At 67.6% G+C, this 14,578-nt stretch carries 12 protein-coding genes; 4 read left to right on the top strand and 8 right to left on the bottom strand.

Annotation, left to right across the window (positions count from 1 at the left end):
* The 3 genes from AX709_RS07165 to AX709_RS07155 all read left to right on the top strand — a co-directional run.
* A partial coding sequence (locus AX709_RS07165; RefSeq protein ID WP_197432021.1) for an alpha-hydroxy-acid oxidizing protein occupies positions 1–250 on the top strand: 250 nt, incomplete at its 5' end.
* 123 nt (positions 251–373) lie between these two features.
* Positions 374–1,798: a hypothetical protein gene (locus AX709_RS07160; protein WP_066548197.1), complete on the top strand. Its 1,425-nt coding sequence runs from the start codon at positions 374–376 to the stop codon at positions 1,796–1,798.
* A 28-nt stretch (positions 1,799–1,826) separates the two neighbouring features.
* Positions 1,827–3,005, top strand: a complete 1,179-nt coding sequence (locus tag AX709_RS07155; protein ID WP_066476291.1) for a vWA domain-containing protein — start codon at positions 1,827–1,829, stop codon at positions 3,003–3,005.
* A gap of 106 nt (positions 3,006–3,111) precedes the next feature.
* Here AX709_RS07155 and AX709_RS07150 read toward each other — a convergent pair whose 3' ends face one another.
* The gene (locus AX709_RS07150) at positions 3,112–3,405 is read right to left on the bottom strand and encodes an Hpt domain-containing protein (protein WP_066476297.1); all 294 of its coding nucleotides are present in this window, start codon (positions 3,403–3,405) and stop codon (positions 3,112–3,114) included.
* 110 nt (positions 3,406–3,515) lie between these two features.
* Here AX709_RS07150 and AX709_RS07145 point away from each other — a divergent pair, with 110 nt between their 5' ends.
* A complete protein-coding gene (locus AX709_RS07145; protein ID WP_231727449.1) occupies positions 3,516–5,798 on the top strand; it encodes a hypothetical protein in 2,283 nt (760 codons plus the stop codon).
* Positions 5,799–5,824: 26 nt separating this feature from the next.
* On the opposite strand, the gene AX709_RS07140 is transcribed toward AX709_RS07145, so the two are convergent.
* From AX709_RS07140 to nuoL, 7 genes are read right to left on the bottom strand one after another with little or no spacing between them, the layout of a single operon-like run.
* Entirely contained in the window at positions 5,825–6,085 is a 261-nt protein-coding gene (locus AX709_RS07140; protein WP_066476300.1) for a DUF1467 family protein, read from the bottom strand.
* A gap of 4 nt (positions 6,086–6,089) precedes the next feature.
* Complete coding sequence (locus tag AX709_RS07135) at positions 6,090–7,724, bottom strand: ribonuclease J (protein WP_066476592.1); 1,635 nt, start codon at positions 7,722–7,724, stop codon at positions 6,090–6,092.
* A gap of 39 nt (positions 7,725–7,763) precedes the next feature.
* Positions 7,764–8,570, bottom strand: a complete 807-nt coding sequence (locus tag AX709_RS07130; RefSeq protein WP_066476302.1) for a type III pantothenate kinase — start codon at positions 8,568–8,570, stop codon at positions 7,764–7,766.
* A 21-nt stretch (positions 8,571–8,591) separates the two neighbouring features.
* Positions 8,592–9,335 carry a biotin--[acetyl-CoA-carboxylase] ligase gene (locus AX709_RS07125; RefSeq protein WP_231727448.1) on the bottom strand — a complete coding sequence of 248 codons (744 nt, stop codon included), beginning with the start codon at positions 9,333–9,335 and terminating at the stop codon, positions 8,592–8,594.
* Positions 9,302–10,747: an NADH-quinone oxidoreductase subunit NuoN gene (nuoN, locus tag AX709_RS07120; protein WP_066548181.1), complete on the bottom strand. Its 1,446-nt coding sequence runs from the start codon at positions 10,745–10,747 to the stop codon at positions 9,302–9,304. Before nuoN ends, AX709_RS07125 begins: the two co-directional genes overlap by 34 nt.
* Positions 10,747–12,354, bottom strand: coding sequence for an NADH-quinone oxidoreductase subunit M (locus AX709_RS07115; protein WP_082731666.1), 1,608 nt, complete (start codon positions 12,352–12,354; stop codon positions 10,747–10,749). The genes nuoN and AX709_RS07115 overlap by 1 nt, the downstream gene beginning before the upstream one ends.
* Positions 12,351–14,465 (bottom strand): NADH-quinone oxidoreductase subunit L, encoded by a 2,115-nt coding sequence (gene nuoL, locus AX709_RS07110; protein WP_066548177.1) that lies wholly within the window; start codon positions 14,463–14,465, stop codon positions 12,351–12,353. Before nuoL ends, AX709_RS07115 begins: the two co-directional genes overlap by 4 nt.
* Positions 14,466–14,578: the final 113 nt, after the last annotated feature.

Raw genomic sequence — 14,578 nt, 5'->3', positions numbered from 1 at the left:
GGTCGGCGACCGGCTGACCGTGCTGGTCGACGGCGGGGTGCGGTCGGGCCTTGACGTCGTGCGCATGCTGGCGCTCGGCGCACGCGGCGTCCTGCTCGGTCGTGCGTGGTTGTTCGCGCTGGCGACCGGCGGGGAAGCCGGGGTGACCAAGCTGCTCGACCTGATCGCGCGCGAGATGACGGTCGCCATGACGCTGACCGGGGTCAACCGCATCGATGCGATCGACCGGGACATCCTGGCGAAAGCCTGAACCGATGACGCGACCCGATCGTTCGGCGACCGTGCGGCCGGCGGATCACGCCGTGAGGCCGCCGATAGGCGCTTTCGCTTTCGGGCGGATCGGCTAGAACGCGCGGCCTGGACCGGGGGATCTATGCGCGAAGACACCGGCGGCGTTTCCGATCGCGAAGTCAGGATCTGGGTGGTCGCCATGCTGGTCGGTGCGGCGGTGCTGCGCCTGACCGCGGCGGCCAACGGCGGTTTGTGGCTGGACGAGGCGTGGTCGGCGACCTTCGCGTTTGAAGTCGGGACGCCTGCCGGCATCTGGTTCAATATCGGCCATGACAACAATCATCACTGGAACACATTGTGGTTGCAGCTGACCGGCCTCGGTGCGCCGCCCGTCGTGTCGCGGCTGTTGTCGGTCGCGACCGGGGTCGCCGCCGTGCCCCTCGCCGCCGCGATCGCCGCGCGCTGGGGCCGACCGCAGGCGATGATCGCCGCCGCGCTGTTCGCCTTCTCCCCCATCCTGGTCACCTATGGATCGGAAGCGCGCGGCTATGCGCCGATGGTGCTCGCCCTGCTCGTCGCGATCCGGCTTACCCAGCGGATGATCGCGGGGGAGGATGACGGCGCGGCTCCCGGTCGCATCGCGGCAAGCCTTTTCATCGGGCTGTTCGCGCAGCTGACGCTGGTCTTTGCATTGCCCGCGCTGGCCGGCTGGCATCTGGTGGCGCGGGCGATGGCGGGCAGCTGGCGCGAGGCGACGGTCACGACCGCGCGGCGCTTCGCGCCCGCGGTTCTGGCCAGCATCGCGGTCATCGCTTTCGTGTTCGCCAGCGCGCATGCCCGCGGCGGCTTTACGTTCGGCGAATATACGCGCTTCAGCCCCGGCCATTTCGCCACCGCGCTAGATCAGCTCGCCGCATACACGCTTGGGCTGGCGGGACTGCCCGCCGGCATCGGCGCAGCCACCGCCATCGTGCTCCTCCTCATCGCGCTCGTGGTCGAGCGGCTGCGGGGGCCGATGCCGTTCATCGTGTTGGCGACGCTCGCCTTTCCTGCGACGGTGGCATTGCTGCGTCTGGGGAACAGCCAGTTTCCACGCTATTATCTGCTTGCGGCCGTCGCCCTGCTGCTGATGCTCGCGCGGGTTGGCGGGCGGGCGATGGCGACGCCGGGTCCGGCGCGGGTGGCGACGATGCTGGGGCTGGGCCTTGCCGCGATCGGGGCGCTCGCCACCAACGACGCGACCATCCACGCCGCACGCGGCCATCCCGAGCGCGCGCTCGCCCCGATCGTCGCGGCGACGCCCGGAAAGTCGCGCGTGTGGGTGGCGAGCACGCGATCGATCGCGCCGCTCCGCGCGGCGGCGGCAGTCGCGGGCGACCCGCTGTCGATCAGCACCGCCCCCTGCCCCGACGCGGATTTCCTGTATGTCGACGGCCCGCCCGACGACCGGCTTGCGCCCCGGCTGGCAGCATGCGGGGTGCGCGCCCAGCCGATCCGAGCGGGCGTGACCGGGGGGCTTTCGGGAACCGCGTGGCGGCTCTATCGTGTCGTGCCGGACCCCAGGTGAGGCGGGGCGGCGCGCGAAAGGCACGGTCATGTTCTTCTCCTTCATCGACGAGCTGCGCGCCGCCGGCATCCCGGCCAGCCTGAAGGAACATCTGGTCCTGCTCGACGCGCTGGAGCGCGACGTGATCGACCGGACGCCAGAGAGCTTCTATTTTCTCGCCCGCGCAACCTTCGTGAAGGACGAGGGGCTGCTCGACCGCTTCGATCAGGTGTTCGGCAAGGTGTTCCGCGGCATCGCCACCAGCTATGCGACCGAACAGGCGGCGATCCCGGAGGAGTGGTTGCGTGCCGTCGCCGAGAAATATCTGACGCCCGAGGAAATGGCGGCGATCGAGTCGCTCGGGTCGTGGGACGAGATCATGGCGACGCTCAAGCAGCGGCTTGAGGAACAGCAGGGCCGGCACCAGGGCGGCAACAAGTGGATCGGCACCGGCGGCACCAGCCCCTATGGCAATTCGGGCTACAACCCCGAAGGCGTCCGTATCGGTGGCGAAGGCAAGCACCAGCGCGCGATCAAGGTTTGGGACCAGCGCGCGTTCAAGAACCTCGACAACACGCGCGAGCTGGGCACCCGCAACATCAAGGTGGCACTGCGCCGCCTGCGCCGCTTTGCGCGCGAGGGCGCGGCGGACGAGCTCGACATCGACGCGACGATCGACGGCACCGCGCGGCAGGGGTGGCTGGACGTCCGGATGCGCCCGGAGCGGCACAATGCGGTCAAGCTGCTGCTGTTCCTCGACGTCGGCGGATCGATGGACCCCTGGGTCAAGCTGTGCGAGGAGCTGTTCTCCGCCGCGACGTCGGAGTTCAAGAACCTCGAATTCTTCTATTTCCACAACTGCATCTACGAAGGCGTGTGGAAGGACAATCGCCGCCGCTTCACCGAACGCACCAACACCTGGGACGTGCTGCACAAGTTCGGCCACGACTATAAGCTGGTGATTGTCGGCGACGCGTCGATGAGCCCGTACGAGATCACCCATGCCGGCGGATCGGTCGAGCATTTCAATGAGGAAGCCGGGGTCATCTGGCTCCAGCGGCTGACCAACACCTATCCGGCGACCGCGTGGATCAACCCGATTCCGAAGGAACAATGGGGCTATTCGCAGTCGATCCGCATCATGCGCGAACTGGTCAACGACCGCATGTACCCGCTGACGATCGCCGGCCTGGACGACGCGATGCGGGAACTGACGCGCAAGCGATAGGGCGGGTCGAGTTCACGCGCAGGTGCGACGGCGCGAAGGAATTCTTCGTCGCCACGGCGGAGGCCGGGGCGACGACTTTATGCTTCGGCCGCGTGCCGAAAGAGGGTCAGAGCCGCTCGATCGCCTTGTGCAGGCGGCGCAGCACCATCGGATCGCCCTGGGTCGCATTGGCGGCTTCGTCCGCCAGCGCCATCAGCCGGATCGCGCCGAAGCTCGCGGCCAGCCCCTTGAGGCGAAGCGCGGCGGCACGCCAGCCCTCGACGTCGACCGCATCCTCGAGCGCGGTGACCGCGCGGCGGCTGCTGTCGAAAAATGCCTCGCGCAGCTCCGCGATCAGCGCGGGTTCGTCACCCACCGCCGCGGCCAGCGTCGCATCGATTGCACCGGGATCATATGCCATAAATTGTGGATAACCCCGCAAAGATTAAGACGAGGTTGTCGGTTGCCGGTTTGCGGCGCGGCAATTCCTGTTACTGTCCCGCCATGACGGGACGCTCGAGGATCGCCGGCTTGCGGCATGAGGACGACGACGCGGTGCTGACCGAGGCCGTGGCGCACGACGACGAACTGGTGCTGGGCACCGTGGCGGAGGCACCCGAGGCGCCACCCGCCCCGGAAGAGGCTCCTTCGGACGCCCCGTCCGGCCGGCTGGTGCCCGCGCTCGCCATCGTCGCGGCGATCGGCTGGATCGGCGCGGCGCTGTGGGCGAGCTGGCCGAACCTGCGCGGCGGCGCGACGCCGGGCGAATGGCTGCAGTTCATTGCAGTCCTGTGCGCGCCGCTGGCGCTGATCGGTGTGCTGGCGCTGCTCGCGCTGCGCACCAGCCGGGCGGAAGCCCAACGCTTCGGCCGCACCGCGCGGGCGATGCGCGCACAGGCGGATGCGCTGGAGCACGCGGTGGGCCAGATGGCGTCGGTCCTCGAACAGAACCGCGCCGAGCTCGGTCGCCAGACCGACGCGCTGCTCGCGCTTGCCGATCAGGTCGCGGCGCGGATGCAGGAGGTAGGCTCCAGCGTCGCGGCCGGCGCGCGCGAGATCGACCAGAGTGCCAATCAACTCAACGATTCAACCATCGCCGCGGCCGCGCGGCTGAGCGTACTGCTCGCCTCCGTACCCAAGGCGCAGGCCGAAACCGAAGCGATGGCGACCGCGCTCGACCGGGCGGGGCTGTCCGCCAGTGCCAATGCGGCCGCGCTCGCCGCGCAGCTCGCATCGGTCACCGAGCGCGGCAAGGAGGCCGACGCGGTCGCCAGCGGCGCGGCCGAGCGGCTCGCCGCGCACATCGCGCGGATGGAAGCGACCAGCGAGACCGCCGGCGCGCGGCTGGAAGCCGTGACCGGCGAAATGACCAGCGCGGTCGACGGCGTGCTCGAACGCGCGGCGCATGCCGTCGACGAGGCGCGCAAGGGGATCAGCGCCCAGGGCGACGCGATGCTGGCGATGCTGGCGAACAATCAGGCATCGATCGAGCGTGCCGGGGCCGACGGCATCGCCGCACTCAGCGACCGGATCAGCGCGGTCGAGGGGGCAATCGCCCGGATCGGCGACCTGCTCGGCCAGCAACGTACGCGCAGCGAGCATCTCTTCGACAATCTGGTCACGGGCATCGAGGCAACCGAGCAGAAGCTGGCGGCGCTCCACACGACCGGGCTCGACCGCACGCAGTCGCTCGCCGCGGCGATCAGCGCGCTCGACGGCAGCGCCGGCGCGATGACCGAAACGATGCGCGTCGGCGACGAGACCGCGCGGCGCGTGATCGGCACCGCCGAGGACCTGCTGACCGCGCTCGACGCCGCGTCGCGCGAGATGGACGAGACGATGCCGGAAGCGCTTGCCCGGCTCGACCAGCGGATCCAGGCAAGCCGCGCGATCGTCGGCGAGGCCAAGCCCGAACTGCTCGCGCTCGTCACTGCGGCGGAGAGCACGCATGAAGCAATCGAGGCGATCGCCGGGGTGATCGCGATCCAGCGCGACACGCTGGGCGGCGTGTCGCAGTCGCTGCTGTCGACGCTCGACACCAGCCGTGCGCGCATCGACGACATCCAGGGCATCGTCGACACGACGATCGCCGGCACGCGCCGTTTCAGCGACGATGCCGCGCCCCAGCTGATCGAGGCGCTCAACCGCATCCGCGAAACCGCCACCGCCGCGAGCGACCATGCCCGCAAGGCGCTCGCCGCGGTGATCCCCGAAGCCGCGCAGGCTCTGGAACGCGAGGGCGCGGCCGCGCTCGGCCGCGCGATGGAGCAAAGCGTCGCGCGCCATATCGTCGAGCTGAACGACGTCGCCGATCGCGCCGCCGCCACCGCCGCGCGCGCGGCCGAGGAATTGAGCAAGCAGATGCTGGCGATCGCGGAAACCAGCATGACGATGGAACACCGGCTGGAGGTCGCGCGCGACGAGCAGCAGCGCAACAGCAGCGACACCCTGTCGCGCCGCGTCGCCCTGTTGATCGAGGCGCTCAATTCGATGTCGATCGACCTGTCGAAATCGCTGGCGCAGGAAGTGTCCGACAGCGCGTGGACGGCGTATCTGAAGGGCGACCGGGGCGTGTTCACGCGGCGCGCGGTGCGCCTGCTCGATGCGGGGCAGGTTCGCGAGATTTCAGGCCATTACGATCAGGACGCCGAGTTCCGCGAGCAGGTCAATCGCTACATCCACGATTTCGAGGCGATGCTGCGCCAGATCCTGGCGCTGCGCGAGGGCTCGCAGCTTGCGGTCACGCTGCTGTCGTCGGACATGGGCAAGCTGTACGTCGCGCTCGCCCAGGCGATCGAACGGCTGCGGACCTGACCGCGCCGCGTCGCGCGGTTACCGGCTCAATTATAGTAGTCGAGCATCGCCGGCGTGACCCAGCCATAGACGTAATTGAGGTAGAACAGCGCGAACGCGACCGTCGCGACGATGGTCGTGCGGATCATCAGCCGCCGGATGCTGAAGCCGACGGGGGCACTGTCGGCCTGGCCGGGCACCTTGGCGACGCCGGCCTCATCCGCGGTGCGTACGCCGAAGGGCAGCACTAGAAACACCGCGAACACCCAGAACAGGAAATAGATCGCCAGCCCCGACTGCCACGCCATGGGTTCAGGCGTCCACGATCAGCACGTCGACGATCGGCTTCTTGCCCGTCCAGCGGGTCGCAACCCGCCGCACCGCAAGCCGGACCGCCTCGCGTACCTTTTCGCGGTCGCGCGTGTCGCCCTTGACCGCGCCGGCTGCCGCATCCTGGGCGTCGGCGATGAAGGGTTCGCGATCCTCCTCGACCGGCACCCCCTGGATGCGCACTTCGGGCGTGCCGGCAAGCGCGCCCTTGCGCAGCGCGACCGCGACCGAAACCTGGCCATAGAGCGCCAGCTTGCGCCGTTCGTTGATCGTCGTGCCGTCGGCGGGCAGGATGACGTCGCCGTCGAGCACCAGCCGACCGGAGGGCGCGGCGCCGATTCGTTCGGGCTTGCCGGGTGCCAGGCGGACGATGTCGCCGTTCTTCTGCACGATCGACTGGGGTACGCCCTCGCTCAGCGCAAAGCGCGCCTGCTCGGCCATGTGGCGCAGCTCGCCATGCACTGGCACGAGGATTTCGGGACGGATCCAGCCATACATCGCCGCCAGTTCCGGCCGGCCCGGGTGGCCAGACACGTGCACATAGGCCTGGCGATCGGTGATCATCGCGACGCCCGCAGCGGCCAGCGTGTTCTGGATGCGGCCGATCGCGATCTCGTTGCCGGGAATCTGCTTGGAGGAAAAGACGACAAGGTCGCCCTGCCCCAGCTTGATCTGGTGCGTTCCCTCCGCAATGCGCGACAGCGCCGCGCGCGGCTCGCCCTGGCCGCCGGTCGCGACGATCATCACCCGGCCGGGGGGCAGCGACATTGCGGTGTCGAAATCGATCGTGTCGGGGAAGTCGCGGAGATAGCCCGTCGCCTTCGCCACTCGAAGAATGCGGTCCAGCGATCGGCCGGCGACGCACAGCTCGCGGCCGGTGTCGCGCGCCACCTCGCCCAGCGTCTGCAGCCGGGCGGCGTTGGAGGCGAACGTCGTGACGAGCACGCGACCGGTCGCCGCGGCAATCACCTCGTCCAGCCCCTTGCGGACATCGCCCTCCGACCCCGAGGCTTCGGGATTGAAGACATTGGTCGAATCGCACACCATCGCCAGCACGCCCGCATCGCCGATCGCGCGCAGCTCGGCTTCGGTCGATGGCTCGCCCAGCAGCGGCTGATTATCCAGCTTCCAGTCGCCGGTGTGGAAAATGCGCCCATGCGGCGTGTCGATCACCAGCGCATTGCCCTCCGGAATCGAATGCGCCAACGGCACGTAGCGGAAACCGAAGGGCCCCAACTGGAAACTGCCCTCATTCTCCACGATCTTCAGCCGCACGCGGTCGGCAATCCCCTCTTCCTCCAGCTTGCCGCGGATCAACCCGGCCGTGAACGGCGTGGCATAAAGCGGGACGTCGAGATCGGCCGCGAGATAGGGCAGCGCGCCGATATGATCCTCGTGCCCATGCGTCAGCACGATGCCGAGCAGGTCGTCCAAACGCTCCTCGATGAATTGCAGGTCGGGCAGGATGATGTCGATGCCCGGATAGCCCGGATCGGCAAAGGTGATGCCGCAATCGACCATCACCCATTTGCCCTGGGTGCCGTAAAGATTGACGTTCATCCCGATCTCGCCCGATCCGCCGAGCGCGAGGAAAAGCAGTTCGTTACCTGGGGTCACTGGGTTCCGTTTCTGGTTGGCGGGGCGCAGGTCTGCGCGTCAGTCCGCACCCCCATTATGGGCGCGCGACCACAGCATCGCCAGCCCCTGAATGGTCAGATCGGGCTCGATCACGTCGAAAACCTGTGTATGCTGCTCGAACAGCACCGCCAGGCCGCCGGTGGCGATGACGCGGGCGGGGCGACCGATCTCCGCCCGGGTGCGCGCGACCAGCCCTTCGATCATCGCGATATAGCCCCAGTAGATCCCGATATGCATCTGTTCGACGGTGCTGCGTCCGACGACGGTCGCCGATGCCGGTGCCTCGATCGCGATGCGCGGCAGCTTGGCCGCCGCGGTCACCAGCGCATCGAGCGACAGGTTGATGCCGGGCGCGATCACGCCACCTTTATAGGCACCGCGAAAATCGACGACGTCGAAGGTGGTGGCGGTGCCGAAATCGATGATGATCAGGTCGCCCGGGTGCTGGGCATGCGCCGCAATGACGTTGAGCGCGCGATCCGCACCCAGATTGTCGGGTTCGTCGACGTCGAGCGCAAAGCCCCATTGCGCCGCGCCGCGCCCGGCCACCACCGCCTCCACCCCGAAATATTTCTGGGCGAGCACCTGGAGATTATGCAGCGCGCGCGGGACGACCGTGCCGATGATGACCGCGTCGACGACCGCCCGGTCGAAGCCCTCAAGCTGGAGCAGCTGGCTCAGCCACACCGCATATTCGTCCGCCGTGCGTCGCGGATCGGTGGCGATGCGCCAGCGCGCGCGGATCGTCCCGCCGCCCGCCACATTCCCCGGCTCAACCAGTGCAAAGACGATATTGGTGTTGCCGGCATCGACCGCGAGCAGCATGGCCCTATCCCTTTCGTCCCATCAGATCAGGAACACGTCGCCCGCGTGAATGACACGCGCCGCGCCATCGGCCAAGCGCAGGATCAGCGCGCCATCGGGATCGAGCCCGTCGAACCTGCCTTCAAATGCTTCCCGGTCCCCCGGCCGGACCCGAAGGGGCGTGCCCGGCGGATGCGCAAGCGCCAGCCAGCGCTGACGAATGCCAGCGAAGCCATGTCCGCGCCAGCTGTCGAGCGCGGTGGCGAGCGCGGCGGTCAGCGGGTCGAGCAGCGCGGGCGGTTCGACCTTCCGACCCTGTGCGGCCAGGCTGGTGGTCGGCCGATCGAGATCGGCGGGGTGCGCGGCGAGGTTGGCACCGAAGCCGATCACGACAGCGTCCCCGGCGCGCTCGAGCAGGATGCCCGCCAGCTTCGCGCCGCCGATCATCACGTCGTTTGGCCATTTGAGCGTCAGCGCGGCGATCGGCCCGGCGGCCTGGGTCACCGCATCGGCAAGCGCCACCGCCGCGACAAAGCCGAGCGTGGCCGCCGCGGGATCGCCGGGGCGCAGCCGGACGATGGTGCTGGCGTAAAGATTGCCGGGCGGCGATTGCCAGGCGCGACCCTGCCGGCCCCGCCCCCCGGTCTGCGTCTCGGCGCGCAGCCAGAACCCCTCGGCGGCTCCGGCGGCGGCAAGCGCAAGGCAATCGGCGTTGGTGGATCGCGTCGTCGCGACCGTGCGGATCGTCGAGGTCAGAACAGCGCCTGCGCCGCCGCGTTCGACCACAGCGTCAGCGCGGGGATCGCGAACATGCCAAGCGGCGAGATCGCGACCGCCGTCACCGCGATGATGCCGCCTTCGACAGGGCTGGCGACGGGCGGGAATGCCTCTGCCGGCGCGTCGAAATACATCACCTTGACGATGCGCAGATAATAATAGGCGCCGATCACCGACGCCACGATACCGATCACCGCCAGCGGGAACAGCCCGGCCTGGATCGCCGCATCGAACACCGCGAACTTGGCCCAGAAACCGAACAGCGGCGGCACCCCGGCGAGCGAGAACATGAACATCGCGAGCGCGAGCGCCAGCAGCGGCCGGGTGCGCGACATGCCGGCCAGGCTGTCGATCGTCTCGATCGAGCTTCCGTCGGCGCGCTGCATCTGGAGCACCAGCGCGAACGAACCGATCGTCATCACCAGATAGACGGCGAGGTAGAACATCACCGATGCCACACCCGTCGGGGTGCCGGCGGCAAGCCCGATCAGGATGAAGCCGATATTGTTGATCGACGAATAGGCGAGCAGCCGCTTGATGTTGGATTGCCCGATCGCGGCAGCCGCCCCCAGGATGATCGAGGCAAGCGCGGCGAACACGACGATCTGGCGCCAGTCGCTCAGCGCCGGGCCCATCGCCTCGACCGCGACGCGGGTGGCGAGCGCCACCGCCGCCACCTTGGGCGCGGAGGCGAAGAAGGCAGTGACGGGCGTCGGCGCGCCTTCATAGACATCGGGCGTCCACATGTGGAACGGCACCGCCGACATCTTGAACGCGAGCCCGGCAAACACGAACACGAGGCCGAACAACAGCCCGATCGAACGCCCTTCGGCATAGCGCGTCGCGATCACGTCGAACGCGGTCGTGCCGCTGAAGCCATAGACCAGCGAGATGCCGTAGAGCAGAATGCCGCTCGCCAAAGCGCCGAGCACGAAATATTTGAGGCCCGCTTCGGCCGAACGCGTGTCGCGCCGCATGAAGCTGGCCAGCACATAGGCCGCGAGACTCTGCAGCTCGAGCCCGACATAGAGGGTGAGCAGGTCGGTCGCCGACACCATCATGCCCATGCCGACCGAGGAGAGCAGGATCAGGATCGGATATTCAGGCCGCAGATTTTCGCCCGAGGTGCGCTCGAAAAAGCGCGGCGCGATCAGGATCGCCACCGCCGCGCCCAGATAGATCAGCACCTTGGCGAATGTGGAGAAGGCGTCCGCGCGGTACAGGCCGTAAAAGGCATCGCCGCCATTGCCCGCCGGGCCGGTCAGCGCGATCCCCGCGCCGATCAGGATCGCGACCGACGCGGTGCTGATCGCGCGCGTTGCCGCCGTGCCGCCCCAGGCAGCCGCCAGCATCAATGCCAGCGCGCCGAGCGTCAGCACGATCTCCGGCAGGGTCAGAACCAGTTGCGAACCGTAATCCATCAATGCGTCCCCGCGGCGGTGGCTTCGCCCGCGCCCGTTGAATGTTCGCCAGCGCCCTCATGGTGCCCGCGCGCCACCTCGACCCGCGCCGCGTAAGCCGCTGCCCCCGCAGCCGTGCCCGGCGTCGGACGCGAATCGCCCGCCGGCGCAGCGCGATCGAGCCGCGCGAGCAGGGTCGTCACATCGGCCCGCATCGGCGCGATGAACGGTTCGGGATAGACACCCATCCACAGCACCACTGCCGCAATCGGCGCGAGCAGCGCGATCTCACGCGGCGACAGGTCGGGCATGGCGCGGACATCGTCCTTGACCAGATCGCCGAACACGACGCGGCGATAGAGCCAAAGCATATAGGCGGCGCCCAGGATGATGCCGGTCGTGCAGAGCACCGCTGCCCAGGTCGACACCTGATAGGTGCCCATCAGGCTCAAAAACTCGCCGACAAAGCCGCTGGTGCCCGGCAGGCCGATCGACGCCATGGTGAACAGCAGGAACAACACGGCGTAGCGCGGCATGTTGATCGCCAGGCCGCCATAACGATCGATCTCGCGCGTGTGCAGCCGATCATAGATGACGCCGACGCACAGGAACAGCGCGCCCGAGACGAGGCCGTGCGAGAGCATGACGATCATCGCGCCCTCGATCCCCTGCTGGTTGAACGCGAAGAGGCCGATCGTCACGATCGCCATGTGCGCGACCGAGGAATAGGCGATCAGCTTCTTCATATCCGCCTGCACCAGCGCGACCAGCGAGGTGTAGATCACCGCCACCGCCGACAAGGCCAGGATCAGCCAGGTCAGCTGCGCCGATGCCTCCGGGAACATCGGCAGCGAGAAGCGCAGGAAGCCATAGCCGCCCAGTTTGAGCAGCACGCCGGCCAGGATTACCGACCCCGCGGTCGGTGCCTGCACGTGCGCGTCGGGCAGCCAGGTGTGGACCGGCCACATCGGCATCTTGACCGCGAATGAGGCGAAGAAGGCGAGCCACAGCCAGGTCTGAACCTGTGGCGGGAAGTCATATGCCATCAGCGCCGGGATGCTCGTCGTCCCCGCCGTCGTGGTCATGTAGATCATCGCGACTAACATCAGCAGCGAGCCGAGCAGCGTGTAGAGGAAGAACTTATAGCTGGCGTAGATGCGGTTCGCGCCGCCCCAGATGCCGATGATCAGATACATCGGGATCAGACCGGCTTCGAAGAACATGTAGAACAGGAACAGGTCCTGCGCCGCGAACGTGCCGATCATCAGCGTTTCGGTGAGCAGGAACGCCGCCATATATTCGGGCACGCGATCGGTGATCGCTTCCCAGCTCGCGCCGATGCAGATCGGCATCAGGAAGACCGAGAGCAGGATCAGCAGCAGCGAGATGCCGTCGATGCCGACCGCCCAGGCGAAACGGCCGAAGATCGGCGCATATTCAACGAACTGCCATTGTGCGGCCTGCGCCGACTGATCGAAATTGGCCCAGAGCAACGCGCCCAGCGCCAGATCGACCAGCGTCGCGGCCAGCGCGATCCAGCGCGCCGACCTGGCATCGGTGAACAGGCAGGCAAGTGCCGCGACCAGCGGCACCGCCAGCATGACGGAGAGGATCGGAAAACCGGTCATCGCGTGATGATCCAGGTGACCGCGGCAGTGAGCCCGATCAGCATGACGAACGCATAGCTATAGACATATCCCGATTGCAGCTTTGCCGCCGCGCGCGTCCCCGCCATCACCAATGCCGCCGACCCGTTGGGCCCGAAGCGATCGATCGTGCCCTCGTCGCCCTGCTTCCAGAACAGCCGGCCAAAGGCGAGCGCGGGGCGGACGAACAGATGGCCGTAAAGCTCGTCGAAATACCACTTGTTGAGCAAGAAGCGGTGGAGGATGCGGAACTGCTCGACAAACTGCGCCGGGAAACCGGGCCGCAGAAGATAGGCGTAGACCGCGACGACGAAGCCGATCCCCATGACGATGGTCGCGGCCAGCTTCACCAGCAACGGCACCTCGTGCATCGCATGCGCCAGCGTCGCGTCGAAGAAGATGCTGCCCTTCCAGAACGCATCACCCGCTTCCGCTTCGATGAAGTGGTGGAAGAAGCCGAAGCCGGACGCGATCGCGCCGATGGTCAGCACCAGCAGCGGCACCAGCATCACCCACGGGCTTTCATGCGGGTGGTAGCCGCCGGTACCCTCGGTCACGTGATGCTCGACATGCGCAGGCGCGTGGCCGGCGTCTTCCTGAGCCGGCGCGTTGGCCGCGACGTCGCCATGGCCGTGCGTCGCGTGATCGTCATGGCCATGCGCACCGTGCCCGTGCGCATCGTGAATCGCGTGCTGGATATGCTCCGACGCGGCCCAGCGCGGCTTGCCCCAGAAGGTCAGGAACATCAGACGCCACGAATAGAAGCTGGTGAGCAGGGCGGCGAACGTACCGACCCAGAACGCGCCGACACCCTCGCCGGACGCGAAGGCCGCTTCCAGGATCGCGTCCTTGGAATGGAAACCCGCGAAACCGAACGGCTCGTTGCCGAAGATCGGCGCGATGCCGACCCCGGTGATCGCCAGCGTGCCGGCCATCATCGTCCAGAACGTCACCGGGATGTGCCGACGCAGCCCGCCATAGAAGCGCATGTCCTGTTCATGGTGCATCGCGTGGATCACGCTGCCCGCGCCCAGGAACAACAGCGCCTTGAAGAAGGCGTGGGTGAACAGGTGGAACATCGCCGCGCCATACGCACCAACGCCGGCGGCGAAGAACATGTAGCCGAGCTGGCTGCACGTCGAATAGGCGATGACGCGCTTGATGTCGGTCTGCACCGTGCCGATGGTGGCGGCGAAGATGCAGGTCGCGGCGCCCACCACGGTGACGACGCCCAGCGCGATCGGCGCGGCCTCGAACAGCGGCGACAGGCGGCAAACCATGAACACGCCCGCGGTCACCATCGTCGCGGCGTGGATCAGCGCGGAAACGGGCGTCGGCCCCTCCATCGCGTCGGGCAGCCAGGTGTGCAGGCCCAGCTGCGCCGACTTGCCCATCGCGCCGACGAACAGCAGCAGGCAGATCAGCGTCAGCGTGTCGACGCGATAGCCTAGGAAGCCGATCGTCGATCCCGCCTGGTTCGGCACGGCGGCCAGGATCTCGGGGATGGAAATCGTGCCGAACACCAGGAACAGGCCGAAAATGCCGAGCATGAAGCCGAGATCGCCGACGCGGTTGACCACGAACGCCTTGATCGCCGCCGCATTGGCCGAGGGCTTTTTGAACCAGAAGCCGATCAGCAGGTAGCTGGCGAGACCGACACCTTCCCAGCCGAAGAACATCTGGACGATGTTGTCGGCAGTCACCAACATCAGCATGGCGAAGGTGAACAGCGACAGATAGGCGAAGAAGCGCGGCTGATCCGGGTCCTCGCTCATATAGCCCCAGCTATAGAGGTGGACGAGCGCGGAGACGGTGGTGATGACCACCAGCATGACCGCGGTCAACGCGTCGACGCGCAGCGCCCATTCGACATCAAGCGTGCCCGATCGCATCCAGGTAAGCACCGGCACCACGCCGGCTTCGGCGCTGCCCGACAGGAAGCCGACGAAGATCGGCCAGCTGAGCGCGCAGGCGATGAACAGGCCGGCGGTGGTGATGAGCTTCGGGAACGCGATCCCGAACGCGCGGTTCGACAGCCCCGCGACGATCGACGCGACCAGGGGCGCGAAGACGATGATGGCGATGGTGTTCACCGAAGCCCCTCCGTCGCCCCGGCGCGGGGGCCCCCGCAAAGTATTCCTTTGCGGGGAACCCCGAAGGCCGGGGCCGCTGGCAATTTACAGAGCGCCAATAGCCCGGCGGTCCC

The organism is Sphingomonas sp. CCH15-F11 (assembly GCF_001557005.1).
Lineage (GTDB): Bacteria > Pseudomonadota > Alphaproteobacteria > Sphingomonadales > Sphingomonadaceae > Sphingomonas.
The sequence above is the reverse complement of the archived record's forward strand: the minus strand, read 5'-3'. Positions and strand labels throughout refer to the sequence as shown.

Coding starts and splice junctions, on each gene's coding strand:
- AX709_RS07115 (WP_082731666.1), bottom strand. CDS start 12,354: ATGACCGGTTTTCCGATCCTCTCCGTCATGCTGGCGGTGCCGCTGGTC.
- nuoN (WP_066548181.1), bottom strand. CDS start 10,747: ATGGATTACGGTTCGCAACTGGTTCTGACCCTGCCGGAGATCGTGCTG.
- AX709_RS07160 (WP_066548197.1), top strand. CDS start 374: ATGCGCGAAGACACCGGCGGCGTTTCCGATCGCGAAGTCAGGATCTGG.
- AX709_RS07130 (WP_066476302.1), bottom strand. CDS start 8,570: ATGCTGCTCGCGGTCGATGCCGGCAACACCAATATCGTCTTTGCACTG.
- AX709_RS07155 (WP_066476291.1), top strand. CDS start 1,827: ATGTTCTTCTCCTTCATCGACGAGCTGCGCGCCGCCGGCATCCCGGCC.
- AX709_RS07140 (WP_066476300.1), bottom strand. CDS start 6,085: ATGGCGTGGCAGTCGGGGCTGGCGATCTATTTCCTGTTCTGGGTGTTC.
- AX709_RS07150 (WP_066476297.1), bottom strand. CDS start 3,405: ATGGCATATGATCCCGGTGCAATCGATGCGACGCTGGCCGCGGCGGTG.